We start from the raw sequence: 25213 nt of genomic DNA on the forward strand, positions 1-25213 counted from the left end.
AAACTGTCCATCTTATCCGCGGTCCATCACGATTGTGCGCCCCCTCAGGTGAATTTGTGCTCATAGCCCTTGGGCGGAAGAGCTGTTCGTTTTTTCCCTTTTTCCAACCAGAGCCCTTTCTCCGCAACAAACTCGCCAATGTCCGTGAGTTTAACGGAAAGGGGCTGATCCCTGAGCATGCGTTCCGCCTCGGCAGGCGGGACGGCCAGGATCAGCTCGAAGTCCTCCCCGTCGTAGAGTGCACGATCAAGCGGTTTCTGCTTGCCTTTTTCCAGCTTGACTATTCGGCAGGCAGCTTCCGATATGGGCACGCTATCGGCGTGAACAACGGCCCCACACCCGCTTTCCTGGGTCACCCGCCACAGATCGAGGGCCAGACCATCACTGACGTCAATCCCCGCGTGGACCTCATATGAGCGATACAGGAAAATAGCTTCCCAGACTCGGGGGGTGAAGGTCAGATGTTTGCCCAGTATGGATCCCCCAAAATCGCCCGTGACGATGATGCGGTCTCCCGGCCGGGCCCCGCTCCGGGAGAGCACGCCGCCAGGCGGCGGTAGGCCCAGAGCCGTGACACTGATGACCAAGGGACCATCCCAACTGTTTGTGTCTCCCCCCGCCACTGCGATTTGAAAGTCGCGGGCGAGCGGGAGCAGGCCCTCATAAAGTCGCTTCGCCAGTTCCATTCCGCCCTTTTGCGGCAGAACGAGCCCCACCACGCAAGCCTTCGGAGAAGCCGCCATAGCGGCGAGATCACTGAGGTTGACGGCAAGGGCCTTCCGCCCGATTTGCTCCGGCGAGGTCTGACTGCTGATGAAATCCACCCCGTCCATGAGAACGTCCGTCGTGATGACGCATTGCTGGATGTCAAGGTCGATCACCGCGGCGTCATCCCCGATTCCGACGCGGACGCAGGGATATTTGGGTATCCGTTGACGGAAAAAGTTAATCAGCTCGAATTCCATAAACCGTCACTCAATCCGGAATGCAATCGCACAACGGGCCCGTCGATTTCGCGGATCCTGCGTTTCTACGGTGCGGCAAAAAGCTGCCCTCATCCGGGAGTATTTCGCGTTCGCCGGCCGCCGTCGCGCCTGTTCCATCCTACGGATGACCCATCTTTAGGGACATTCCCGAAACTCCCTTTAGCTTACCGCATGACGTTCCCCTAGCGAAATACCCGCACCGTTGGAGAGCCTGCAGGTCCACCGAAAAAGGACTGGGACAACGGATTCTTTCGCAGGGCCGACTTTCCATCGTTTTCTCGGCGGCCTTAGCGGTACCATTCCCCATTTTGGGTGAAATATCCTCACTTTTCCTCCGCCGATACGGACGCGAACGTCCACGCGGGCTCAGCGCGAACGAGATTAAGCCCGGAGGGACCTCCTTGTCAGGTTGTCGGGTCCACTTTTCAACATTTGGATTGTCTATTGGGTTTCAACGGGCACGACAAGCATGTCCCTCCGAAGCATTTCTCGGAGGGCCCCGCCTGTCAGGTCCGTTTGTCAACATTCGATATTCCATTGACTTCGGCAGGGACTGAAGTCCCGCGCCGAAAGCGGGGCTAAAGCCCCGCACTCCACATCTCGGAGGGACCTGCTTGTTCAGGTCCGCCGTCCGACGTTCGATCATCCGTTCCCGTTCGTCGGGCACGACAAGCGTGCCCCTCCACTCCGAAGGTAGGGGCAATTCATGAATTGCCCCTACAACACATCGCGCCCATGCCATCTCAGCGGTTTTAGCAGAGAGGGGGGATGCATCGGCGCGCCCGACTTGGCTCGGCCGGGCGAGTTGCATACGATTAGATGAACGTCTTCGCTCGGACACATGTTGGAATACGGGCCGAAGGCGTAAAGTATCCGAGTGCAAATTCCGATTTTGTCACTTTTGTGCGAATGCAGAAAACTCGTAGCGGAGGTTGAGATCTTTATGGCAGTGAGTCTGACCCCAGTAGCGGCATCAGAGATTAAACGCATCATTGAAGAGCAGAAACTCGATTCCAATACTGTTCTGCGGATGGCGATCGGCGGGGGCGGATGCTCTGGGTTGCAGTATTCCCTTGGTTTTGATACGGAATACGATCCCAAGCTGGATTTTCGTTACGAATCGAACGGCATTTCCCTGGTTACCCGCAAGAAATACGCTCTTCACCTGGACGGCACAATTATCGATTTTGTGGACAGCCCGATGGGCCGCGGCTTCGTGATCAACAACCCCAATTATCCCCGTGGCGGTGGTTGCCCGGGCTGCGGCGGTCACTGACCGATTTGGGCCCGATCATTTTCCCCACGTCTCCGCCCAAATCGCATGTCACGCCCGGTCAGCTTCGGGGTGGATGAGGCTTTGCTCGGGGAAGATCATTGCTTCGGCGAATTTCCATCGAAAATCGGGGTCCGCCGACAGATCGACATGCTGGACCATCCGGGCAAGCTCTTCGGCATGGCGCCGGGCCTCGGCGGACACGAGCGCAAGTTCGGCCCCAAACAGGGACGTATTGCCGCAGAATCGAATGCGAGCCGTGGGAATGGCTGAGGGAAGCAGGCCCACCCTTTGGGCGTGACGCCGACGAATGTAGTTGCCAAACCCGCCCGCCAAATAGACCGCCTGCACGTCCGAGGCAGACAGCCCTAATCGCCCCAGCAGTATTTCCGTTCCCGCCCGTATTGCCCCGATGGCGAGCTGGAGCTGACGCACGTCCTGCTGTGTGAGGAGAATCGGCTGCCCGGAGGACGTTTCTTCTCCTGGCACCACAAGAAAAGCCGGACGCCCCTCGTGCACAACGATCCGCTCACAAAGCGGTCCGCAACCAAGCGATCCCGCGATCTCAGGGCGGGCGTTGCATCCCGTCAGCCTTCCTTGCGGGTCGATGATGCCGGCGTCGAGAAGGATCGCGAGCAGGTCGAGCAGAGCCGATCCACACATGCCTGTGGGCCGCTGATTTCCAATCACCCGGTAACGCAACTCGCCCCCCTCATCGCGCCATACGTGTTCGATGGCGCCCTGGGTGGCACGCATGCCGGAACTGATCTTGGCCCCTTCAAAGGCTGGACCGGCCGCAGTGGCGGCGGCGTGGAGGTTCTGGCCATCGTAGACGACGATCTCGCCATTGGTCCCCAGATCGACAAGCAGTGCCGGTGTCTCCCCCTCCAGCAGTCCGCTGGTAAGAACGCCAGCCACCGTGTCACCACCCACAAAACCGCCGATGGCCGGAAACACATAGAGGTGACACTCCGGATGCAGCTCCAAGCCGATGTCCCTGGCCTGGCAGGAGACGGATCCCAGAGTAACCGGGGTGAACGGATACCGACCCAAACTGAAAGGATGGAATCCGCACAGAAGATGCTGCATCGTGGTGTTGCCTGCGCAGGCCGCCTGGTAGATTTCATTCCGGGAAATCCCCGCGTCCCGAATAACAGTTTGGGCAAGATCGTTTAAAGCCTGGCAAACCGCGTGCTGAAGTTGTTGCAGCCCGTCGGGTCTTTCACACGCGAACTGAATCCGGGAAATCACATCGTCGCCGAACTGAGTCTGGGGGTTAAGCCGCGCGGCCACCGCAATCGGCGTGGCAGCGTTAACATCCACAAGCGAAGCCACCAGGGTTGTGGTGCCCAAATCAAAGGCCAGACCGAAGTTTCTTTCTCGCGTATCGCCCGGTTCAAATCCCACGATGCTTTTTTCGGCAACCAAAGCGGTGAGCGTGTGTTCTGTGTGAGCGTACCGGGCGAGTTCGGCGATGGCGCTGAACGTGAGAGGCTGCGCGCCGGTCTGGCGATGTATCCTGTCCACAAGCGATCGCGCTTCGGAGGTGTCAAGTCGTGTGATGAGGTGTTTGTAAAATGGTGGCGTCCCCTTGCGCAGGCGGAGTTCTCCCCTCGAAGTGAGGATTTGATGGTGGCCGGTGGCCAGCGCCTCAGGCGGGATGATCACCACCAGCGGGGATGTGACGACAAGCTGACAGGCCAGCCGATGTCCTTCCGCGATCTCTTCCGGACTTAGGTGTCGCAGGTCGGCTTGAGTTGTGGGGGCGGTTCCGTGGACGACGCGAATCCGGCATTTGCCACAATGGCCCTCTCCGCCGCAGGGGAGGTTCAGCGGGACGCCAAGCTGCCGTGCGATTTCGAGAAATGGGGTCCCCGGCGTTACCGACGCGGTTTTATCGAGAGGCTGAATAGCCAGTTCAACGCGCTGTTCTGACATCTGAGATGAAACTCACTCACCTGGAGTCTATTGGATGTGCAAAACTATAGATTATCAGCCCAAAGAGCCACGTGCCAATGGAAGATTCCGCCGACTCAGCCGACCTTTTCCAAAAGACCATGAGATCCCACAGGGACAAAGTGTTGTAGGGGCAATTCATGAATTGCCCCTACCGATAAACCTGCGTCGTGTCCGCGAAATAGGAAACGTCGTTTGGAGGGGCATGCTTGTCGTACCCGTCGTAACGCAATACACGGTCACGCGTTGGAAAGAGGACTGCGTCGGAGGTTGTTCTTTACGCGAACCACGACCAGCTTTATGGCGACTTTTGCAACCTCAGGCATCTTTTCATCACGAATTTGCAGCGTGCCGGGCTTCCGCCAAAGATGGCCCAAACCCTTGCCGGCCGCAGCGAGGTACGACTGACGCTGGGCGTTTATATCCAAGTGAAATTGGCCGACCTACGCTAAGTAATCGCATCGGTGTCCCAACTGCCGGGTTTTGGTAGTGACGGTGGAGCGGACTAAGTCAAAACAGCCGCTTGAAATGGCCTTTATGGTACGCTTAGGCTGCTGGTCGGCTTATGGTTGCGCGAGCTCCCAACCACTGCGCGTCGTTGGCAACGATGCAGGCCAATAGTCAAAGGTAGTGGGTCTCATACCCGCTCCGCTTGCTTTCCCTGAAGAACCAGGCAAACAGTTCTGGACTCTTGCCCTCAAGTCGCTCCCATTCCTCTAGTAACTTCGCCTCCATTCGCTGGGGAAACACGAAGGCTACGCCAGAAGTCATTGTGACCGCTTCTACACGAATTGCTCGAAAGAAAAGCAGCAACCCTTCATATATCGTTTGGCTGAAGGCGATATCCGTCAGGATCTCCTTTTCCCCTGGCATGATTAGATTTTCAAGCATGATTTGGCCTTGCCTTTTCGAAATTCCGTCTACCCTGAATAGCCCCGTTCTTGCTCGGCACATTGCCGCCAACACTCGTCTTTCGCTGGGACTCACGCTGCTCACCTCTTCGGCATAGCGTTCGACGCACGTCTTACCGTCTGCCTGACGCACTTCGTAAATTGCACAATCGAGAAGCGCGTTGGCATCGTCATCGCCACCAAAACGATTTCACGGTTTCGCGTCAGCTTCAGAAGGCGTGCCGCTTTTTCCAAGGTTGCTTGATCGAGATATTCTGCGGTGATCAGACTGTGCAACTTCGTGTTCACCATCCTGTAATGGCGATATTCCCTCAGCATGGGAAAAGCTCCTTACAGACGAAAGGCAGAATTGACGTCAGCCTCCCTGAGACCGTGAAGCATGCGGCAACCCGCAGAGAACTATCGCTGACCGACAATTTCTTATGCCGCGCCATGTCCGATTTGTCCAGAAGGGTGACTCGTATCCCCTGTGTCCGACATCAATTGGAAAACGATGGGTTGGATCGTGGGAACGTGGATACGGCCCGCGCGAATTGGCGGAAAAGTCTGCCGTTTGTCCTCGTTTGTGAAGGGTTGGGTGGTTCCGTTGATCGTCGGTCCGATTTAGACTGCCGGTAAACGCACGCTCACAGCAAAAGATGCACATTGTTGTGCCGAGTGGTTGCGACGGGATGCCCGATAACGTACTGCTCCGCCTTTCGCCTATATCACGATTTGCTTGGGTTTCCACTCGGCATGAAGTGCTCCAAGAAAACATCCGGCCAGCACGGCCCAGGGAATTGAAGCGACTGACAAGGGTTGCACCACTGAAGCGAGTAGGCCGCAAACCAAAACGGCCTGCGGCGGAACGAATCCAAAGCGGTTTGCGCGGAAAGCGTCCCCGACAGGACTCGAACCTGTAACCTTCGGCTCCGGAGGCCGACGCTCTATCCGATTGAGCTACGGGGACTCAGTTTAAAGTCCTATGGCTATCGCCGCTTGTGTTCCACAGGTTGGGTCCGGAACCCAGCCTATTCCAGCCCGGAGAACTTAACTTTATTCTACAGCATCTTTTGCCCTCCGGCGATCCCGGCTGCCAGGCACCCAGCGCCCAATTCGGCAGGTCGGACATGCCATCACACGGGAAGGCCGGGCGAGACCCGGAACTCCACAAAGGCCACAGTCTTTAATCTACCAGGGAATTGTGTCGCTGAAAAGTAAAACGGCGCTGTCCACGGCCATAACATGGTGAGTCAGGCAGCATCGCTAACCGGTGGAAAGCTTTGCGATACCCCAAACGTCAATCAACACGGCACTTGTTCCCGTCCGCCACCTGTCATCTTGCCCCAGCTGTCCGTGCGTTGCTCGGCTTTCCTGCGTGGTTGAATAGGGATGGTGGAATGGCATCGGCCCGGCCGCGTCTGCGCACCACCCGGTGGTTTATAATGGGGGATTCCGCCCCGGCAAAAGGCTCCGGGGAGATTGTTTCGATCAGCTTGGTTGGCTTTTTTGACGGAGGGCACGCATGCTCAGGAAGCGTCTCGAATCCTTTCGAGAACAGCTTTTTTCCCGTCCGAACTACCCGACCGCTCCGATCCAAACCGAGGCGCTTCCGCCGGGTATTCCCTACATCATTGGGAATGAGGCCGCCGAGCGGTTCAGCTTTTACGGCATGCGGGCGATTCTCGTCGTGTTTATGACGCAGTACCTTCTGACAGCCGACGGCCATGCCGCCCCCATGACCGAGGCAGAGGCGAAATTCTACTTCCACCTTTTCAATATGGGCGTTTATTTTTTCCCGATTCTCGGTGCGGTGCTGGCCGACATGTTCTGGGGCAAGTACCCAACGATTATCGGGTTATCGCTGGTGTACTGCTTGGGGCATGTTGCGCTGGCATGGGATGAGACCCGGCTGGGCCTGTTCCTGGGACTCGCCCTGATCGCGCTGGGGTCCGGTGGAATCAAGTCCTGCGTTTCCGCTCATGTGGGCGACCAATTCTGCCGCGCAAATGCTCATCGGATGACCGAGGTGTTCGCGTGGTTCTACCTGGCGATCAACCTTGGGGCGGCCACGTCGTCGCTCCTTACGCCGTGGTTGCTCCGGATTTCCGGGCCCGGACTGGCCTTTGCTGTACCAGGGTTACTGATGGCCCTGGCAACGGCGGTGTTTTTTGCGGGACGATCGAAATTTGCCCATATTCCCCCGGCGGGACGAAAATTCTTGACGGATCTCGTCGACCCTGAAGGACGGCAGGCGCTGCTGCGGTTGGTGCCCCTCTTCGTGTTTGTCGCCATGTTCTGGTCTCTTTTTGATCAGTCGGGGTCAGCCTGGGTACTTCAGGCGGAAAAGATGAACCGACATTTCCTCGGGATTCACTGGGAATCTGCGCAAATTCAGGCGGTCAATCCTGTGTTGATTCTCGTGTTGGTTCCCCTGTTCACGCGGGTTCTCTATCCCCTGGTGGACCGCTTCTGGAAGTTCACTCCGCTACGCAGAATTTCGGTAGGCATGTTTGTGGCTGCTGGCTCTTTTTGGATCTCGGCGGTCATCGAGTCACTCATTCAGAGGGGATTGACCCCGACAATTGGCTGGCAAATCCTTGCTTATCTTGTGCTGACCTCGGCAGAGGTTTTGGTTTCCGTCACCTGCTTGGAGTTCGCTTACACCCAGGCCCCGAAACGCCTCAAGTCGCTTGTGATGGGCATGTATCTTCTTTCGGTTTCAATGGGGAATGCATTCACGGCGGCCGTGAATTACGTGGTCAAGCTGTATCATCTGGATGCACCCGGCGGCATCATGGCTGGGCCCGGTTATTTCTGGTTTTTTGTGATCACCATGCTGACCACGGCGGTACTTTTCAGCGTGGCGGCCACCTTTTACCGGGGGCGGGACGTGCTCCAGGACTGATTGCGCGGGCCAGCGTCTCGGCAAGCGACAAACGGTGTCGGCTGTGAACAGACGGGACGACGGAGCCCACAGCCCACGAATTTGCCTACAGGGGGACTTGGCACGGAAACGATCTTTGTGGTTTAATACGGGAACCCACTCTGAATTGGAGGCGGCATGAGGACGTGAGGGGGTCTTGATCGCGATTTTCCTTCCTGCCTCCCCGTTGAGAGAATCAAGCCCATCTGATATCATTTAAGTTTTTCGCCCTGAATCAGGGCGAAGAGGGATATTGTCCACAACCAGGGTGAAGCGATATGGCGGGCGTCCTGAATGAGATTATCCGCATCCGCATGGAATCCTACGACCACGCGGTGCTCGACCAGTGCGCAAAGGAAATTGTTGACACGGCCAAGCGCACGCATTCGAAAGTGCATGGGCCGATTCCGCTCCCAGTGAAGATTGAGCGGTACACCGTGCTTTCCAGTCCCCACGTGGATAAGAAGGCGCGGCAGCAGTTTGAGATTCGGACGCACAAGCGATTGATTGACATCCTAGAGGCGACTCCCAATACCATTGAGCAACTGAACAAGCTGACGGCTCCCGCGGGGGTCGATATCAAGATTAAGGTCATTTCCCGCACTCGAAAGTGAGGAAGTTGCTTTTTGGCTTTGCGGAAGAAATGGGGGTGGGCTGAGGGACGACGGTAGGCGGACTTGGCGGTTGTCGGTAGCTGCGTATGACGTGGAAGCTTCAGGGGTAACGGCGGAGATGTCCGACGCGTCCCCTGGGGCAAGGCAGGAAAAGGTGAGCAAACCATGGCACTTGGACTTTTGGGCCGAAAAGTCGGCATGACTCAGATATTCGACGAGGACGGCCGGGTCATTCCAGTGACAGTGATCCAGGCCGGCCCGTGCCACATTCTGCAGCTTCGAACGCTGGACCGGGACGGTTACGAAGCCATTCAAGTGGGGTATTTGGACAAACCTCGTCGGAAAGCAACTCGGGCAGAACGCGGGCACGTGGCCAAACTTGATAGCAAACGGCAGCGACTTTTAGCGGCAGCGGGGATACAAACTCTTCCGAAGGCTAACTGCGAACCCAAGCGGTTCATTCGAGAATTCCGGCATCCCGTGGATGGGTTTTCGGTGGGGCAGGTTCTGACGGTGGAGCTGTTCCAGGGTGTCAAGGCAGTGGATGTGACGGGCACCACGAAGGGACGGGGTTTTTCTGGTGTCATGAAACGCCATGGGTTTGCCGGTCAGGGGGCCAGCCATGGTGTCAAGAAAGTGCATCGCCATCCGGGTTCCACGGGCTGCAACACCTCGCCGGGGCGTGTTGTGCCGGGCCGTCGGATGGCGGGGCATTACGGCCACGAGCGATGCACCATTCGGAATTTGCAACTGGTGAAAATCGATCCTGAACGACACCTGTTGGTGGTGCGGGGTGCGGTGCCGGGTCCGGCGGGCGGGCTCGTGATCATTCGGCCGACCAACAAGGTTGGTTGATAGTTCTGGCTATGGGAGCTAAGGCCAGTGTGGTGAGGTAGTCGAAGTCACCGCCAAGGGCATTGCAGGAATCGTGGAATATGGTGAGCATTCCCGTATATAACCGGAACGGCGAGCAGGTCGACGTGTACGAGATCGACCCGGCGGAACTTGCGCCCAAGATCAACAAGCAGCTTCTGCACGACGCGGTCGTCATGTACCGAGCGAATTTGCGGCAGGGAACCGCCAAGTGCAAGAACCGATCGGAAACGGAGGGCTCCACCCGAAAGTTGTACCGGCAGAAGGGTACCGGTCGGGCGCGGGCCGGTATGCGTCGGACGCCGATTCGACGCGGTGGTGGTCGCGCACACCCGAAGCGCCCGCAGGACTGGTCTTATCGCCTGCCCAAAAAGGCGCTTCGGCTTGCCACCAGAATGGCGCTCGCGGCGCGAATTGCTGACAATGAGGTGGTGCTCATCGACGAACTGAAATTCGAACAGCCAAAAACCAAGGAAGCTGCCACCATTTTGAAGAACCTGGGCCTGCAGGACCAGCGGGTGTTGGTGACGCTCGAGAACTACGACGTCACGGCCTATAAGAGCCTCCGGAATATTGACAAAGTGGACACGCTGCCGGTGTCCGATTTGAACGCATACGTGATTCTTCGGCCGAAGAAGGTCCTGATGACGCGAGCGGCCCTCGACATGTTCCGCGCAAAGGCAGTGGGAACGGCCAGCTAGTGAGCGGAGTGCAAGCAGATGTTGAGGAATACACCCAAGCCAGAGTTCAGCGGCCTTGAGCCTCACCAGGTGATCTTCCGGCCGCTGATCACCGAGAAGAACCACCACAAGGCAGAGCGATACAATCAATACGCCTTCGAGGTCAATCCGCTGGCCACGAAGGCGGATATCAAACGTGCGGTGGAAGAATTGTTCAATGTGAAGGTTCTCTGGGTAAACGTGCAGAATCGCCGGGGAAAGCCGCGGCGGGTGCGCTGGCGGATTGGGTACACCAAAGCCTGGAAAAAGGCGATCGTGAAACTCCATCCAGAATACAGGATCAATCTGTACTGATAGAGCAAGGCGAGCCGTTCATATGGGAATTCGAGCCTACAAGCCGACATCGCCGGGCCGACGGGGCGCGACGGTCAGCGATTTCTCCGAGCTGACGCCGGGCGCCGAGCCGGAAAAGAGCCTTCTTGTTCCCCTGAAAAAGAAAGGTGGCCGGAACAACCAGGGAATCATCACCTGTCGCCATCGTGGCGGCGGGCACAAGCGGATGTACCGCCTCATTGATTTCAAGCGGAACAAGGATGGTATCCCAGCGAAGGTTGATTCCATCCAGTATGATCCAAACCGCAGCGCGCGAATCGCGTTGCTTGTTTACGCGGACGGGGAAAAACGCTATATCATCGCGCCTGATGGGCTTAAACCCGGCGACACGGTAATGAGCGGCCCGGGGGCGCCTCCAAACATTGGGAATTGCCTGCCGCTTTCGGAAATTCCCCTGGGCATGCAGGTGCACAACATCGAGCTGATTCCGGGGAAAGGCGGCGTGATGTGTCGGGCCGCGGGGTGTTCCGCGACGCTGGTGGCACGGGATGCAAACTGGGCACAACTCACGCTGCCCAGCGGCGAGATCCGTCGGGTGCCCGCGGCATGCCGGGCGACAATCGGCGCGGTGAGCAACCCCGACCATGAGGGCATCGTGCTGGGTAAAGCAGGCCGCAAGCGTTGGCTGGGCAGACGGCCCCACGTCCGCGGTACCGCGATGAACCCCATCGATCACCCCCATGGTGGTGGTGAGGGGCGATCGAAGGGTGGTCGTCACCCATGCAGCCCCACTGGAAAGCTGGCCAAGGGCGGTTACACGCGGAAACGAGGCAAGCCTTCCAACAAGGCAATTGTTCGGCGGCGGCGGTCCGTGCGATACGGGCAGTTGCCGATTCGCTGACGCAGGGTTAATCCATTGGACGAAAGACAAACCTCGACGTGACGGCAAAAGAATATGGGACGGTCACTTAAAAAAGGTCCATACGTCGATGCGAAGCTCGCCGCGAAGGTCGAAAAACTGAATGCGGCGGGCAAGAAGGAACCTATCAAGACCTGGGCAAGAGCCTGCACGATCATTCCCGAGTTCGTCGGCCATACGTTTCTGGTTCACAACGGCAAGACGCACGTCAAGGTGTTTGTGACCGAGGATATGGTGGGACATCGGCTGGGTGAGTTCGCCCCCACCCGAATCTTCCGCGGTCATGGTGGACGTGGCAAGAAATGATCGGGGTTGCGGGGAAGCCGTGCAAGGCTCACCGGGCTGTGAGGTGCGACAATGCAAATGCAAGCGAGATACATTCCGTCGGAATATCGGGCGCTTTATCGATATGCGCGGATCAGTCCCCGCAAGGCGCGGCTGGTGGTGGATGTGGTCCGCAATAAGCAAGTCGATGAGGCGCTGGCCATTTTAAGCACGATGCCGCACCGTGCGGCACGGATGGTGGAAAAGGTCATCGCAAGTGCTCTGGCGAACGCAATCGATCAGCAGGAGCCCGATCCGAAGAAACTCCACGTGGTGAAAATTTGGGTGGACGAAGGCCCGCGTTTGAAGCGGCTCCGTCCAATTTCACGGGGAATGGCGACGATCATTCAGCGGCGCATGTGTCACATCGGTGTGCACCTCGGTTATCCAGAGCGTGGCTGAACAAGTGGAAAAACGATAGCGGACTGCAAGGCCGGATGTTCGACTAAATGCACGACGAATAACCGGAGCGTTGGGGAAAAAAGTTTATGGGTCAAAAGGTAAACCCGATCGGCTTTCGAACAGGCATCTTCCTTGACTGGAAGAGCCGGTGGATCGCCCCCAAGCGAGAGTTTGCGGATCTTTTGCTGGAGGACTACAAGATCCGACAGTATATCCTCAACCGGCGGGAGCCCTCCCCCGAGCGCGGCGGTCGGGGCGAACGCCGGGCATACCCGATGATCTCTAAAATCGAGATCGAGCGAACGCGGGATGAGGTTCGGGTGATCATCTTCACGGCTCGGCCAGGGGTGCTGATTGGCGCGAAGGGCGGCCGGATCGAGCAACTCCAGCAGGAGCTTCAGGAGTTGACCGGGCGGCGGATCAACCTCACGATCGAGGAGATCACACGGCCGGAGTTGGTCGCACAACTGGTGGCTGAATCCATCGCCGAGGAGCTGGAACGTCGGGTGAGTTTCCGCAGGGCCATGAAAAAGGCGATGGACGCAGCCATGGCCCAGGGGGCGAAAGGAATCAAGGTGCAGCTTTCCGGACGCTTGGGCGGTGCTGAAATGTCCCGTCGGGAGAAGCAGATTATGGGTTCGGTGCCGCTCTCCACGCTCCGGGCAAATATCGACTACGGTTTCGCCGAGGCCACCATTCCGCAGGGCCAGATCGGCGTTCAGGTGTGGATATATTTGGGCATGTTTAGCGAGGACGACAGCCATGGCCTTGATGCCAAAACGGGTCAAACATCGAAAAAGTCAAAGAGGGCGTATAAGGGGTAAGGCCACTCGCGGAAACCGTGTGGTCTTCGGCGAGTACGGATTGCAGGCGGTTCAGGGTGGCTGGATTCCCGCGGCCACGATTGAGGCCGGACGTATTGCAGCCCAGCAGTATTTGCGGGCGGGGGGTCGGCTGTACATCCGCATCTTCCCCCACAAGCCCATCACGTCTATCCCGCTGGAAACCCGCATGGGAAAAGGGAAGGGGGAGCCGGAGTACTGGGCGGCCGTGGTGAAGCCCGGCACGATTTTGTTCGAGCTGGGCGGCGTCTCGGAAGACGCGGCACGTCTGTGCTTCGCGCGGTTGGCCCACAAAATGCCGGTGAAGGTGCGATTCGTCCGTCGGCAGATGATGTGATGGATCGATTGGGCGTGATCATCGAGGCCGCAGGTGGTTGGTGAAAAGCACGAAATAGGATGAAGACACCATGAAGGCGCGAGAGTTGCGCGAAATGAGTACCGAACAACTGGAGGCCCTCCTCCGAGAAACCTCGGAGGCGCTGTTCAGGCTCAGAATCCAAAAGCAGACCGAGCGCCTGGCGTCTCCGATGGAGCCCCGCATGAAACGCCGTCTCATTGCGAGGATCAAAACCATTCTCAATGAGCGAGCCCGGGCGGAGGCGCAGAAGCAGGGGGCTTGAAAAGGCAAGAGGACGTTGGTTTGTGCAAATGTGGGAGAGCAACTAAAACAGGCACTGCATTCGGAAACAGCATGGCGTAGACGAGAAGGTTGAAAGCAATATGCCGAGACGACGCGAGATCGGAATCGTTACAAAAGCCAATGTCCCGAAGATGAGGCGGGTGGAGATCATCCGTCTCGTCCAGCACCCACGTTACAAAAAGTATATCAAGCACCGCACGATTTGCTACGTACACGATGAGAACGACGAGTCTCGGGTGGGAGACCAGGTGGAAATTATGGAGTCCCGTCCGCTGTCCCGTCTGAAGCGGTGGCGGCTGGTGCGGGTGGTGGCTCGGGGGCGGGCGGAATTGATCGAAAAGCGGAAAGAGGTCGAGGTCGAGCTCCAGGCGGTGAGCAGGGGAGAGACAGGGGAAAACGAAGCTCAGGCCGGCGAAGCTTCCCAGCCGCCCAGCGGGTGACGTGGATATAGAAAAGAAGGTGAAGGTGGCTGGGAAACCGTCAGGGTCGAGTACGAAGAACAGAAACGTGCGACCTAGGGGGATTCAACTGGCAGGGAACGCGACGAGAGGTTCAGGCCATGATTCAGATGCAAACCCGGCTCGATGTAGCCGATAACACGGGCGTCAAGGAGTTAATGTGCATCAAAGTCCTGGGAGGAAGCCGGCGTCGCTATGCGACGTTAGGTGACATCGTGGTGTGCAGTGTGAAGGGGGTGATTCCCGGCAGCACGTTCCAGAAAGGGGCGGTGGTGCGGGCCGTGATTGTTCGCACCCGAAAGCCGAAACGCCGTCCCGACGGGAGCTATGTGCGGTTCGACAGCAATGCCGCGGTGATCGTCGATAATGAAGGAAATCCGAGGGGGACACGTATTTTCGGGGCGGTAGCAAGGGAACTGCGGGAAAAGAACTTCATGAAGATCGTGAGCCTCGCGGCCGAGGTGGTGTGATGCGAATCCGAGTCGATGACATCGTCGAAGTGATTTCCGGAGACGATAAGGGCGTTCGCGGTCGCGTCCTCCGCGTGGACCGCAAAGAGGGTCGCGTGGTGGTCGAAGGCGTGAACGTGGTCCTCAAGCACGTTCGCCCGTCGCGACAGGCCCGGCAGGGTGGTCGTCTTTCGAAGGAACGACCGATCCAGATGTCCAACGTGATGCTGGTATGCCCGTCGTGCGATCGGGCGACGCGGGTGGGGGCTCGATTTCTGCCGGATGGGTCCAAGGTCCGGTATTGCAAGAAGTGCAACGCGAACATTGGAGTTATCTCGCCCCCACGGAAGCGTGTGACGCAAAAGGCTTGAAACGAGAGATTGATGGACTATGGAACCGCGGTTGCTGGAAAAATATCGGAAAGAGGTCATACCGGCCCTCCAGAAAAAGCTGGGCCGGAAGAATATCCTCTCGCTTCCCCGCCTCGAAAAGATCGTGATCAACATGGGGGTGGGAGAAGCTAAGAAGGAAAAGAAGTACCTCGACGAGGCCGTGGATGCACTCACCCAGATTGCCGGTCAGAAGGCCGTCGTCACCCGTGCCAAAAAATCCGTGGCCGGCTTTCAGGTTCGCCAGGGAATGGCCATCGGGTGCAAGGTAACCCTGCGTGGGCGGAGGATGTATGAGTTCCTCGATCGGCTCATTTCTATCGCCCTACCGCGGGTTCGCGACTTTCGGGGGCTCAATCCACGCTCGTTTGACGGGCGGGGGAATTATACCCTTGGGTTGAGCGAGCAAATGGTTTTTCCGGAATTGAATCCGGATAAGTATTCCCGAACCCAGGGGATGGACATTTGCATCGTGACCACAGCGAAAAATGATGATGAAGCGCGAGAGTTGCTTCGCCTTCTGGGGATGCCGTTCAGAAGCGAGTAACTGGATTTGCCAGGCGTAACAGGACTTAACCGATGGCGAGTAAATCCAAAATTGCAAAATTCCACAAAAAGCCCAAATTCAGCACGCGGTTTCGGAACCGGTGCCGGATTTGCGGAAGACCTCGAGGCTTCTATCGCCGATTCGGCCTGTGCCGGATTTGTATCCGCAAGCTGGCTGATCAGGGGATGATTCCTGGTTTGATGAAGGCGAGCTGGTAAAGGGATAAACGTGCCTATGATGACCGACCCAATCGCCGATATGCTGACCCGGATTCGTAATGCGATCCGCGTGGAGCGGCCCCATGTCGATGTGCCGGCGTCCCGGCTTAAGCGCGGACTCGCTGACGTGTTGAAACGAGAAGGGTACATCTGGGACTGGGAAGAAATTCCGGGACAGCCTCGTGCCACGTTGCGGTTGTATCTGAAGTACGGTCCGAACGGCGAACAGGTCATTCGTCACATACGTCGGATCAGCAAACCTGGGCGGAGGATTTACAGCCGGGCGGCCGACCTGAAGCCCGTGCTCAACGGATTGGGAATTTTCATTCTCAGCACCAGTCGCGGGATCCTTAGCGACCGGGAAGCGCGGACGCGGAATGTCGGGGGCGAGATCCTGTGCGAAGTGTGGTGAGAGATACCACGGCCGACGGCCACGCGAATTCAAAGGCGAGGATGAGTGAGCTGCCATGTCGCGAATAGGAAAACGTCCGGTACCGATTCCTCAAGGCGTTAAAGTAACCGTGGAGGGACGGCTCATCACGGTGGAGGGGCCCAAGGGGCGACTCCAGTGGGAGCATCGTCCGGAAGTCCAGGTCACTGTGCAGCAACAGCCGCACCAGGTTGTGGTGCAGCGGGTGCAGGAGACACGGCTGGCCCGGGCATTGCATGGGCTGACTCGGGCCCTGATCAATAACATGATTGTTGGCGTAACCCAGGGCTACGAAAAGCGCCTGGAGATCGTAGGCGTCGGTTACCTCGCGGCGGTGCAGGGGCGGACGCTGCAGCTTCGCGTGGGATACGCAAACGAGCTGCAGGTGCCGATTCCCGACGGGCTCGAAGTGACCTGCCCCGATCAGCAGCACATCGTGATTCGGGGAATTGATAAACAGAAAGTCGGCAACTTCGCGGCATCAGTCCGTGCTTTGCGCAAGCCCGATCCTTACAAAGGCAAAGGCATTCGGTATCAGGGCGAGCACATCCGCATGAAGGAAGGAAAGGTGTCGGCGAAGTAGTGTTTGAACCGCGGCAGGTTGTCAGAGTCTGCTGGCACGATCAGTGTGATGAGCTTGTAGGAAGCAGGCGGTCCGAGAACAGAAAACACAGCATAAGAGAGAGTGAGCCGTGAGTCAGCTTAAACGTTTACAGCGGCGACGGTTGCGGCGAATGTATCGGGTGCGTAACAAACTCAAGAGGGTCTCCACGCGACCCCGATTGAGCGTGTTCCGCAGCCATAAACATATTTACGCCCAGATTATCGACGATACCCAGGGGCGGACCCTGGCGGCGGCCAGCACGGTGGAAAAGGACATCCGCGACATGGTGGGCGGATATGGTGGCAACATCCAGGCGGCCACCGTGGTGGGACGCATCATCGCTGAACGGGCCCTGGCCGCGGGTATTCGCCAGGTCGTGTTCGATCGCGGACCGTATAAGTATCATGGTCGGGTGGCGGCCCTGGCGGATGCTGCCCGCGATGCTGGGCTGGATATCGGGCCCAAGAAGGAGGTTCAGGCGGCTTCTGTACAGGAAGAAACTGACAAGAAAGGCCAGAAGACAAAAGGTGGCGGCAAGGCCGAAGCCACCAATAAAGGCAAAGGTGGGGAGAAAAACAAATCCTGATTGTGGATACAGAGAAGTAAGGGTCACTCATGGCAACAGACCTTGAACCGATCCGTGGCCAACTGATCGAAAAAGTCCTCAGCGTCCGCCGGTGCGCGGCCGTCGTTAAGGGGGGACGCCGGTTCAGCTTTACCGCGCTGGTGGTCGTTGGTGACGGCATGGGCAAAGTAGGCTGGGGGTACGGAAAAGCGAATGAGGTCCCACCGGCCGTTGCCAAGGCGATCAAAGACGGAATGCGGCGGATGAAGCCGGTTACCGTTATCGATGGCACGATTCCCCACAAGGTGTGGGGAGAATTCGGAGCCGCCAAGGTCGTGCTCATCCCGGCAGGACCGGGAACGGGCGTCATTGCGGGTGCGGCGGTGCGGGCGGTCTGCGAGGCGGCCGGGATCAAAAACATCCTGACCAAAAGCTACGGAAATACCAACCCCATCAACCTGGTGAAAGCCACGATGAACGCCCTCGAACAGTTGCGATCGAGGGCTGAGGTTGAACGATTGAGAGGGACATCACTGGCATGAATATTGATCAGGTCAACCGAGGTATCGTAAAACATAAAGCGCGAAAGAGAGTCGGCCGGGGACCCAGCTCGGGACACGGAAAGACCTGCGGTCGTGGGCATAAGGGTGCACGGTCCCGGAGCGGTTGGCGTCAGAAGGCCGGCTTTGAAGGCGGTCAGATGCCCCTTATCCGTCGCGTGCCTAAGCGGGGCTTCAATAACGCGCGATTCGCACCCCGGATTGCCGAGGTCAATGTGGAGGTCCTTGAGAAGCTGTTTGCCGATGGGAGCGAGGTGAACCCCGAGGTCCTCAAGGAGCGGGGGGTGATCAAAGGGGCGTTTGACGAGGTGAAGATTCTCGGCGATGGCGAGCTCACCAAGAAGCTCGTCGTTGCAGCCCATCGGTTCAGCCGCTCGGCGAAAGAAAAGATTGAAAAGGCCGGTGGTCAGGCGGTGGTTCTGCCGGGTAAAACACCCGTGGAGGAAAAAAAGAAACAGAAGAAGGCGGCCACGACCTGATGACGCGGTGAAAATGGATTAGCTGGCAGTGCCTGACACGGGACGGTCCGGTGTATGTGGGAAAAAATTCGCATTATCTTCACGATCCGTGAACTTCGTCAGAAGATCCTGCTAACGCTTCTCCTTCTGGCGATTTACCGTATCGGTGAGCAAATTCCCGTGCCGGGCGTCAATACCGAGCGGATGACAGCCATTTTCCGCAGCGAGGCCGCCGGTGGGTTCCGCGACCTCCTGGATCAGATCACCGTGTTCGCGGCCAGCCGCCTGGACCAGGCCACCATCTTCGGCCTGGGAATCATGCCCTATATCTCGGCATCGATCATCTTCCAGCTTCTCGCCAGTGTTTATCCGCCCCTCGAAAAGCTGAAGAAGGAGGGGCCGGCGGGCTATAAGAAGATCAACGAGTACACGCGCTACGCCACTGTGGGAATTTGCATCATCCAGAGCTGGATGTATGTGGCCTGGCTAAGCGCCCAGGGATTCGTGCGCCCGGAGTATACCTACGGCGAAGGACAGGGCGTTTACTTCTCCTGGTTCCTCATGGCCGTCATTACGATGACGGCGGGGACCACCTTCCTTATGTGGCTGGGGGAGCAGATCGATGAGTACGGCGTGGGTAATGGGATTAGCCTCCTTATCATGGCGGGAATTTTGGCCCGGATGATCCCGGCCTTGTATCAGGAGCTGCGGCCAGTTTTCGACGAGGGGCTTGAGCTAAGCAGCACTGGCGGCAAACTCGGGTTCGACACCCTGGCTGTGCTGTTTGTCCTCTTCGTCTCGGTTGTGGCGGGAGTCGTCTATATGACCCGCGCGCAGCGGCGGATCCTCACGCAGAGTGCGAAGCACGTGCGAGGTCGCCGTGTGTACGGGGGAGCTCGGGATTATCTGCCGCTCCTTGTCAATCAGGCGGGTGTGATGCCGATCATCTTTGCCAGCAGTCTCCTGCTGTTCCCGCTGACGTTTTTCCAGACGCTTGCCCATTGGTATCCCGGATCGGCGTGGATCGCCGCCCTCGCTAATGTCTTTCACCGTGGGGACGGTTTCTGGTACAACGCGATGTACATCGGGTTGATTTACTTCTTCTGCTACTTCTGGACTGCGATCACTTTCAACCCCAATGAGATTGCCGAGCAGCTCAAGGACAACGGAAGCATTATCATGGGCTATCGGCCGGGGCGTCGCACTGCGGAATATCTCGAAAAGGTGATGGTGCGAATCACCTATGTGGGGGCGGGCTTTCTCGCGGCGGTGGCGATTATCCCGACGATCGTCGCGGACTGGCTGGGAGTCAACTATCAGATCGCTCAGTTCTACGGCGGCACGAGCCTTCTCATCGCGGTGAGCGTCGCCTTCGATCTGGTGCAGAAAATCGATAGCCACATCGTGATGAGAAACTACAAGGGCTTGCTAGAGTAACGTGGGCTTCGTTCGGTACATTCCCCGGTGAGGTTAAAGGTGGGGCGGATGAGTCGTTTCGTTTTGGCTTCGGGCGAGGGTACAGAGGATGAGAATCGTATTCATTGGGCCTCCGGGAGCGGGAAAAGGGACCCAGGCGCAGAAAATTGTCGAACGGTACATGATCGCGCATTTGTCCACGGGTGACATGCTCCGTGCGGCCCGGGACGCTAAGACGCCCCTCGGGCTGAAGGCCGACGAATTTATGTCGCGGGGGGAATTGGTCCCCGACGACATCATCATTGACCTGATTCGGGAGCGTCTGCAATCACCGGACTGCCGCCGCGGTTATTTACTGGATGGGTTTCCCCGGACGATCGCGCAGGCGGAGGCGCTCGACGCGATGCTGGCTTCCCAGAATACCCCGCTCGATGTGGTGCTGGAATTGCAGGTTCCGGAGGATGAGTTATTCAGGCGTTTGGCCGGACGAGGTCGGGCGGACGATAAACCGGAAGTCATTCGCCAGCGACTCGTGGCATATCGAACGCAGACAGAGCCCCTGCTGGATTACTACCGCCGAAAAAACTTGCTCCGCAGCGTCGATGGGGTGGGGACGGTGGATGAGATTTTCGAGCGTATTCGTGCCATCCTCGACGAGTTTGCCGGGGCGTAATGAGCCGCAGGTCGGCGGGAGGGGCCTCCGAAGAGACCAGGGAGTCTACGAGGTGTGATCAATTTGCGCTCGCGAAGCGAAATCCTAAAAATGCGGAAGGCGGGGCTGGTCGTATGGAAGGCCCTCCAGCTTGTGAAGGCACTCGTGCGGCCCGGCGTGAAAACGAAAGACATTGACCAGGCCGTCGAAGAGTTTTACCGGAAGTGCAAAGCGGAGTCGCTGTTTAAAGGATACCCGGGCAAAGTACCGTTCCCCGCCGTGACGTGTATCTCGGTGAACGACGAGGTCGTTCATGGAATTCCTGGGGAGCGGGTCATCGCGGAGGGGGATATCGTCAGCGTTGATACGGGATGCCGGGTCGATGGTTGGTGTGGGGATGCCGCGGTGACAATTCCCGTTGGGAATGTGGCGCCGCAGGTGGCCAGACTGGTGGATGTGACCAAGCGGACCCTGGATCTGGCCATCGAACTGGCGGGGAAGAAGACCTACTGGAGCGAGGTGGCGGCCGCCATGCAGGACTACGTGCGAAGCCACGGCTTCAGCGTAGTCGAGGCCTTTGTCGGGCACGGAATCGGGCGGCAAATGCACGAAGAGCCCCAGGTGCCCAATTTTGTCAACGAATTTTTCCTCCGCCGGGGGGATTTTCGTCTCCAACCAGGGTTGGTGATCGCCATCGAGCCGATGGTCAATTTGGGCACCAAAAAGGTGAGACTGAGCCGTGATTACTGGACCCAACTAACGGCAGATGGAAAGCCGAGCGCCCATTTCGAGCATACCGTTGCAATCACCGAAGAAGGGCCATACGTCCTGACGGGGCCACTCGGTCCGATGGACGAGCAAATGGGGTTTGATCCTGAAAAGGAGGGGTGTCTGGCCCTTCTGGAAATCGAAAAACAATCTTCATGATGCCCTGCACCCGAGGGCCATTGTGGGGTGGGGACGCTTGAGCATTCTCACCTAAGAGCGTTATACTTGAATTTTTGCCTACTCCGAAGGACTGTTACGGGGGATAATCGGCAATGAAAGTGCGAGCAAGTGTCAAACGGCTGTGCGGTAACTGTAAGGTGGTCCGACGAAAGGGCCGCCTGTACATCATTTGCTCCAACCCACGGCACAAGCAGCGGCAGGGTTAGGAGGCAGGGACCGCGCAGGCACTTAAGGTGATAAAAAATAGCCGGAATATAACTAAGAGGACGGCGGAGTTCAGAAATGCCAAGAATTTTGGGTGTTGATATTCCCGGGAATAAGCCAATCGTCATCGCGCTGCGGTACATCTACGGCGTTGGTCCCGCCATTGCCAAGGAGTTGTGCTATAAGGCAGGGATCGACCCACACATCCGCGCGAATCAACTGCGGGAGGATGAACTGGCCCGGCTGGCGACGCTCCTGGATAAAGACTACGTCGTTGAGGGTCAGCTTCGGCGACAGATAGCCCAGAACATCAACCGGTTGAAGGAAATTAACTGCTATCGGGGGATTCGGCATCGTCGTGGTCTGCCGGTCCGGGGACAGCGGACGCGGACGAATGCCCGGACGCGGAAAGGTCCGCGTAAGACGGTCGCCGGAAAGAAAGGCGTCAAGGACCTGCGGTGATCAGCCAGGCGTGCCCTTTGTGGCATGCCAGGATGGTGAGTCAGGTATCATCGCGGCGATTTTGTACGCTGTTTGAGTAGTTTGAGTTTTCCCAGGGGTTTGTTGTTGGGCAGGTTGTTGGAGACAAGGTCAAGGTGTTCTAGAGCGTTAGAAGCTCTTTTGGAGGAGAGGTCAGGTCGTGCCGAAGGCAACGGGTAAACGGAAAAAGGTTCGACGTCACGTCACGCAGGCCATTGTGCACATCAAGACGACTTTCAACAACACAATGGTCACGGTGACGGATCTGAAGGGAGAAACGCTGTGCTGGGCAAGCGCGGGTACCTGCGGCTTCAAGGGAAGCCGTAAAAGCACTCCTTATGCTGGCCAAATGGCGGCGCAGCAGGCCGCCGAGAAGGCCATCAAAATGGGGGTCAAAGAAGTAGAGGTCAAAGTGAAGGGCCCCGGCGCTGGCCGCGAGAGCGCGATCACCGCTCTTCAGACGGCGGGGCTGATCATCAAGTCGATCGAGGATGTGACCCCGCTGCCGCACAACGGTTGTCGGCCGAAAAAGCGGCGTCGCGTTTGATGAGCAAAGGCGTGAAGATGGTTCGTTCGCATCGGCGTGGTCCGACGCAGTGAGTCGAAGTGGTTGAACTTTGAAAGTGTCAAGATAATTCTCGCAAGGCGATCCGACTGAAAGGCTGATTGGAAGGACGTGTAGCAAAATGGCTCGATATACGGGACCAGTGTGTCGCTTGTGCCGCCGCGAGGGCATGAAGTTGTTTCTGAAAGGAACGCGGTGCGACACCGACAAATGCGCTTTTGAACGGCACAAGGCTACTCCTGGTATGCAGGGGGTTTTGCGGAGTAAGCCTACCGACTACGCGCTGCACCTGCGGGAAAAACAGAAGCTCAAGAGGTACTACGGGGTCCTCGAGCGGCAGTTTCGCCGGTATTTCCAGATGGCCACCCGTTCGCCCACCAACACGGGTGAGGTGCTCCTGTCACTTCTGGAAAGACGGCTGGATAACATTGTTTACCGACTGGGCTTTGGACTGTCGCGGGCACAAGCCCGGCAAATCGTGCGTCACGGTCACATTCTCGTGAACGGCCGGAGGATCGATATTCCGAGTTATTTGGTGAATCCGGGCGACGTTATCACGGTCAAGAATCGGCCGCGGAGTCTCGAACTTGTCAAGCGCAATTTGGAGGAGCGGCAGCCGAACGTGCCGGATTTCCTGAACCTCATTCCCGGCCAAATCCCGGAAGGGCATGTGCTCCGTAACCCAACCCTGGAAGATGTTTCCATTCCGGTGCAGCCGCAGTTGGTGATCGAGTTCTGCTCTCGGTGAGGGGGAAACCGGTAAAGCGATATTGGGATCTCAAACTGGAGGCGTTGTATGCGTGTACGCTGGCGCGGGCTCGAGCTACCGAGTCAGGTCATCTGCGATAAGAGCACCCTTACGGATCGGTACGGAAAATTCATCGCCGAACCGTTCGAGAGGGGGTTTGGTACAACGATCGGCAACAGCCTGCGACGGATTCTGCTGTCCAGTCTGGAAGGGAGTGCCGTAACGCGCGTGAAGATTCAGGGCGCGCTCCACGAGATAACTTCGTTGCCGGGTGTGGTCGAGGATGTCACCGATATCATCCTGAACGTGAAGTCGTTGGTGGTTCGCAATCACAGCTCTCAGCCGCGGATTTTGCGAATCAACAGGCACACCCGAGGTGTCGTCACCGCAGCGGACATTGAGCCGGACGACCAGGTCACGATTGTGAATAAGGATCATGTGATTGCGACGCTCACCGACGACGTGCCGTTTGTGATGGAAATGACGGTGGAAAACGGCCGCGGCTATGTTCCGGCCAGCGAGCACACGCCACAGATTTCGGAGATTGGCGTGATCCCGGTGGATGCGATGTTCAGCCCGGTCGTGAAAGTTCGTTACGAAGTGGAAGAGACCCGCGTCGGCCAGAAAACAAACTACGACAAGCTGACGCTGGAAATCTGGACCGACGGGTCGATCACACCGGAGCTGGCGCTGGTGGAAGCGGCCAAGATTCTCCGCAAGCATCTCAACCCGTTTGTGCAGTATAACGAGCTCGGACCGAAGGTATTTACGGATGGGCGGAGTGTCGCCGGATTGGAACCCAGTCAGGATGCCAAGCTGGGGATGCCGATCACGGATCTCAAGCTGTCGTCGCGCACGCTGAATGCTCTGGAGCTTGCGAATATCCGAACGGTACGCGATCTGGTGTCTCACACGGAAGAGCAACTCCTGGATTTGCGGAATTTCGGTGAGACGGCTCTAGCGGAGGTCAAGGAGAAGCTGGCGGCTTTGGGATTGCGATTGGGCATGCGGTCGCCGGCGACCTCGGGAGGAGCAGTCTAAACGCAGCCATTGGCTAGAAATGAATGTAGGGAATACGGTTAGCTGCCATGCGACATAGAAAACGTGGTCGATATTTAGGACGTAGCCCGAGTCATCGACGTGCTTTGCTGCGCAACCTGGCATCGGCGTTGTTCCTCACGGAAGGCGAGTTCATCTTCGAGGAGGAAGAGCCGTACGTGAGAGGGCGAATCGTCACAACACTGGCGAAGGCGAAGGAGGTTCGCCCGCTCGTCGAAAAGTGCATTACGATAGCCAAGCGAGTGCTGCCGTTGCTCGAGGAAGCCAAGCGGCTGGAACCGACGGCGCCGCGGAACTCAGAGGCCTGGCGGGCGTGGCGGCAGAGCGAGGCCTGGTACGAATGGAATCGCAAAATGGCACCGGTCGTGGCCGCACGGCGGCGGGTGCTCCGCCTTCTCGGTAATAATAAGGAGGCGATGCGGATCGTGTTTGAACGTGTCGCGCCGCGGTTTATTGATCGGCCGGGCGGATATACGCGGATCGTGCGGCTGGCCAAGCGGCGCGTGGGCGACGCGGGAATTCGTGCGATTCTGGAGTTTGTGGGGCGAAACGATCGGGTGAAGCGCCGGCGAACGATCAAACCGGAATTTGAGTCCGAGCCGGTGCTTGAAACGCCACCCTCACCCCCGGCAACGCAGGCACTGGAAGCCTCGCAGGCATCCAGTCAACCGACCGAGCAATCCGCTGGGGAACAAACAAACACTTGAGGGCAAGGGTTTCGGACCTGGCACGATTGGGGCCTACATTAAGAAGGATCGGACGAAATTCGCGATCGAAATGGCGGCGGAGTCAGGAGGCAATTGGC

The 25213-nt window shown here is 57.8% G+C and carries 35 protein-coding genes and 1 tRNA gene; 31 read left to right on the forward strand and 5 right to left on the reverse strand.

The window, feature by feature from the left end:
- Positions 1-44 precede the first annotated feature (44 nt).
- The gene (gene thiL, locus THTE_RS05140; RefSeq protein ID WP_095414427.1) at positions 45-965 is read right to left on the reverse strand and encodes a thiamine-phosphate kinase; all 921 of its coding nucleotides are present in this window, start codon (positions 963-965) and stop codon (positions 45-47) included.
- Between the two features lie 964 nt (positions 966-1929).
- Here thiL and THTE_RS05145 point away from each other — a divergent pair.
- Positions 1930-2262, forward strand: a complete 333-nt coding sequence (locus THTE_RS05145; RefSeq protein WP_095414428.1) for a HesB/IscA family protein — start codon at positions 1930-1932, stop codon at positions 2260-2262.
- 48 nt (positions 2263-2310) lie between these two features.
- Here THTE_RS05145 and THTE_RS05150 read toward each other — a convergent pair whose 3' ends face one another.
- The 4 genes from THTE_RS05150 to THTE_RS05165 form a co-directional block, all read right to left on the reverse strand.
- Positions 2311-4197, reverse strand: coding sequence for an ASKHA domain-containing protein (locus tag THTE_RS05150; protein WP_095414429.1), 1887 nt, complete (start codon positions 4195-4197; stop codon positions 2311-2313).
- Positions 4198-4836: 639 nt separating this feature from the next.
- On the reverse strand, positions 4837-5259 hold the full coding sequence (locus tag THTE_RS18760) for a DUF7986 domain-containing protein (protein ID WP_476718187.1): 423 nt from the start codon (positions 5257-5259) through the stop codon (positions 4837-4839).
- Positions 5208-5444: a DUF7986 domain-containing protein gene (locus THTE_RS05160; RefSeq protein WP_095414431.1), complete on the reverse strand. Its 237-nt coding sequence runs from the start codon at positions 5442-5444 to the stop codon at positions 5208-5210. The genes THTE_RS18760 and THTE_RS05160 overlap by 52 nt, the downstream gene beginning before the upstream one ends.
- A 557-nt stretch (positions 5445-6001) precedes the next feature.
- Positions 6002-6075 (reverse strand) — tRNA-Arg (locus THTE_RS05165).
- Between the two features lie 555 nt (positions 6076-6630).
- Between THTE_RS05165 and THTE_RS05170 the strand changes: the two genes are divergently transcribed.
- The 30 genes from THTE_RS05170 (at position 6631) to THTE_RS05315 (ending at position 25115) form a co-directional block, all read left to right on the forward strand.
- A complete protein-coding gene (locus THTE_RS05170; protein WP_095414432.1) occupies positions 6631-8013 on the forward strand; it encodes a POT family MFS transporter in 1383 nt (460 codons plus the stop codon).
- A gap of 296 nt (positions 8014-8309) precedes the next feature.
- Positions 8310-8645, forward strand: a complete 336-nt coding sequence (gene rpsJ / locus THTE_RS05175; protein ID WP_095414433.1) for a 30S ribosomal protein S10 — start codon at positions 8310-8312, stop codon at positions 8643-8645.
- A 165-nt stretch (positions 8646-8810) separates the two neighbouring features.
- The gene (gene rplC / locus THTE_RS05180; protein ID WP_207651785.1) at positions 8811-9500 is read left to right on the forward strand and encodes a 50S ribosomal protein L3; all 690 of its coding nucleotides are present in this window, start codon (positions 8811-8813) and stop codon (positions 9498-9500) included.
- Between the two features lie 80 nt (positions 9501-9580).
- The gene (rplD, locus tag THTE_RS05185; protein ID WP_095414434.1) at positions 9581-10219 is read left to right on the forward strand and encodes a 50S ribosomal protein L4; all 639 of its coding nucleotides are present in this window, start codon (positions 9581-9583) and stop codon (positions 10217-10219) included.
- A gap of 18 nt (positions 10220-10237) precedes the next feature.
- Positions 10238-10552, forward strand: coding sequence for a 50S ribosomal protein L23 (rplW, locus tag THTE_RS05190; RefSeq protein ID WP_095414435.1), 315 nt, complete (start codon positions 10238-10240; stop codon positions 10550-10552).
- Positions 10553-10574: 22 nt separating this feature from the next.
- Positions 10575-11432 (forward strand): 50S ribosomal protein L2, encoded by an 858-nt coding sequence (gene rplB, locus THTE_RS05195; protein WP_095414436.1) that lies wholly within the window; start codon positions 10575-10577, stop codon positions 11430-11432.
- A gap of 54 nt (positions 11433-11486) precedes the next feature.
- Entirely contained in the window at positions 11487-11756 is a 270-nt protein-coding gene (gene rpsS, locus THTE_RS05200) for a 30S ribosomal protein S19 (RefSeq protein ID WP_095414437.1), read from the forward strand.
- A 57-nt stretch (positions 11757-11813) separates the two neighbouring features.
- On the forward strand, positions 11814-12176 hold the full coding sequence (gene rplV, locus THTE_RS05205) for a 50S ribosomal protein L22 (protein ID WP_095414438.1): 363 nt from the start codon (positions 11814-11816) through the stop codon (positions 12174-12176).
- An 86-nt stretch (positions 12177-12262) separates the two neighbouring features.
- Complete coding sequence (rpsC, locus tag THTE_RS05210) at positions 12263-13000, forward strand: 30S ribosomal protein S3 (protein ID WP_095414439.1); 738 nt, start codon at positions 12263-12265, stop codon at positions 12998-13000.
- The gene (gene rplP, locus THTE_RS05215) at positions 12948-13355 is read left to right on the forward strand and encodes a 50S ribosomal protein L16 (RefSeq protein WP_476718188.1); all 408 of its coding nucleotides are present in this window, start codon (positions 12948-12950) and stop codon (positions 13353-13355) included. Before rpsC ends, rplP begins: the two co-directional genes overlap by 53 nt.
- 70 nt (positions 13356-13425) lie before the next feature.
- Positions 13426-13638 (forward strand): 50S ribosomal protein L29, encoded by a 213-nt coding sequence (gene rpmC, locus THTE_RS05220; protein ID WP_095414441.1) that lies wholly within the window; start codon positions 13426-13428, stop codon positions 13636-13638.
- A gap of 100 nt (positions 13639-13738) precedes the next feature.
- A complete protein-coding gene (gene rpsQ / locus THTE_RS18585) occupies positions 13739-14098 on the forward strand; it encodes a 30S ribosomal protein S17 (protein WP_095414442.1) in 360 nt (119 codons plus the stop codon).
- A gap of 119 nt (positions 14099-14217) precedes the next feature.
- The gene (rplN, locus tag THTE_RS05230) at positions 14218-14586 is read left to right on the forward strand and encodes a 50S ribosomal protein L14 (protein ID WP_095414443.1); all 369 of its coding nucleotides are present in this window, start codon (positions 14218-14220) and stop codon (positions 14584-14586) included.
- The gene (gene rplX, locus THTE_RS05235) at positions 14586-14936 is read left to right on the forward strand and encodes a 50S ribosomal protein L24 (RefSeq protein ID WP_095414444.1); all 351 of its coding nucleotides are present in this window, start codon (positions 14586-14588) and stop codon (positions 14934-14936) included. The genes rplN and rplX overlap by 1 nt, the downstream gene beginning before the upstream one ends.
- Before the next feature lie 19 nt (positions 14937-14955).
- Positions 14956-15501, forward strand: a complete 546-nt coding sequence (gene rplE / locus THTE_RS05240) for a 50S ribosomal protein L5 (protein WP_095414445.1) — start codon at positions 14956-14958, stop codon at positions 15499-15501.
- A gap of 32 nt (positions 15502-15533) precedes the next feature.
- Positions 15534-15719, forward strand: coding sequence for a type Z 30S ribosomal protein S14 (locus THTE_RS05245; RefSeq protein ID WP_095414446.1), 186 nt, complete (start codon positions 15534-15536; stop codon positions 15717-15719).
- A 16-nt stretch (positions 15720-15735) separates the two neighbouring features.
- Positions 15736-16131 (forward strand): 30S ribosomal protein S8, encoded by a 396-nt coding sequence (gene rpsH, locus THTE_RS05250; protein WP_095414447.1) that lies wholly within the window; start codon positions 15736-15738, stop codon positions 16129-16131.
- Positions 16132-16186: 55 nt separating this feature from the next.
- On the forward strand, positions 16187-16732 hold the full coding sequence (gene rplF / locus THTE_RS05255) for a 50S ribosomal protein L6 (RefSeq protein ID WP_095414448.1): 546 nt from the start codon (positions 16187-16189) through the stop codon (positions 16730-16732).
- A gap of 109 nt (positions 16733-16841) precedes the next feature.
- The gene (gene rplR, locus THTE_RS18365) at positions 16842-17339 is read left to right on the forward strand and encodes a 50S ribosomal protein L18 (RefSeq protein ID WP_095414449.1); all 498 of its coding nucleotides are present in this window, start codon (positions 16842-16844) and stop codon (positions 17337-17339) included.
- 29 nt (positions 17340-17368) lie between these two features.
- Entirely contained in the window at positions 17369-17860 is a 492-nt protein-coding gene (gene rpsE, locus THTE_RS05265) for a 30S ribosomal protein S5 (RefSeq protein ID WP_095414450.1), read from the forward strand.
- Entirely contained in the window at positions 17857-18357 is a 501-nt protein-coding gene (rplO, locus tag THTE_RS05270) for a 50S ribosomal protein L15 (RefSeq protein ID WP_095414451.1), read from the forward strand. Before rpsE ends, rplO begins: the two co-directional genes overlap by 4 nt.
- A 54-nt stretch (positions 18358-18411) precedes the next feature.
- Complete coding sequence (secY, locus tag THTE_RS05275) at positions 18412-19773, forward strand: preprotein translocase subunit SecY (protein WP_095414452.1); 1362 nt, start codon at positions 18412-18414, stop codon at positions 19771-19773.
- An 88-nt stretch (positions 19774-19861) separates the two neighbouring features.
- Positions 19862-20425: an adenylate kinase gene (locus tag THTE_RS05280; protein ID WP_095414453.1), complete on the forward strand. Its 564-nt coding sequence runs from the start codon at positions 19862-19864 to the stop codon at positions 20423-20425.
- A 54-nt stretch (positions 20426-20479) separates the two neighbouring features.
- Positions 20480-21331 carry a type I methionyl aminopeptidase gene (gene map, locus THTE_RS05285; RefSeq protein ID WP_095414454.1) on the forward strand — a complete coding sequence of 284 codons (852 nt, stop codon included), beginning with the start codon at positions 20480-20482 and terminating at the stop codon, positions 21329-21331.
- 113 nt (positions 21332-21444) lie between these two features.
- A complete protein-coding gene (gene rpmJ / locus THTE_RS05290) occupies positions 21445-21558 on the forward strand; it encodes a 50S ribosomal protein L36 (protein WP_095414455.1) in 114 nt (37 codons plus the stop codon).
- Between the two features lie 76 nt (positions 21559-21634).
- Complete coding sequence (gene rpsM, locus THTE_RS05295) at positions 21635-22018, forward strand: 30S ribosomal protein S13 (RefSeq protein ID WP_095414456.1); 384 nt, start codon at positions 21635-21637, stop codon at positions 22016-22018.
- 178 nt (positions 22019-22196) lie between these two features.
- Positions 22197-22583, forward strand: a complete 387-nt coding sequence (rpsK, locus tag THTE_RS05300; protein ID WP_095414457.1) for a 30S ribosomal protein S11 — start codon at positions 22197-22199, stop codon at positions 22581-22583.
- A 139-nt stretch (positions 22584-22722) separates the two neighbouring features.
- Positions 22723-23349 carry a 30S ribosomal protein S4 gene (gene rpsD, locus THTE_RS05305; protein WP_095414458.1) on the forward strand — a complete coding sequence of 209 codons (627 nt, stop codon included), beginning with the start codon at positions 22723-22725 and terminating at the stop codon, positions 23347-23349.
- 48 nt (positions 23350-23397) lie between these two features.
- Positions 23398-24390 (forward strand): DNA-directed RNA polymerase subunit alpha, encoded by a 993-nt coding sequence (locus THTE_RS05310; RefSeq protein WP_095414459.1) that lies wholly within the window; start codon positions 23398-23400, stop codon positions 24388-24390.
- Positions 24391-24437: 47 nt separating this feature from the next.
- Positions 24438-25115: a bL17 family ribosomal protein gene (locus tag THTE_RS05315; protein WP_095414460.1), complete on the forward strand. Its 678-nt coding sequence runs from the start codon at positions 24438-24440 to the stop codon at positions 25113-25115.
- Positions 25116-25213: the final 98 nt, after the last annotated feature.

The organism is Thermogutta terrifontis (assembly GCF_002277955.1).
GTDB lineage: Bacteria > Planctomycetota > Planctomycetia > Pirellulales > Thermoguttaceae > Thermogutta > Thermogutta terrifontis.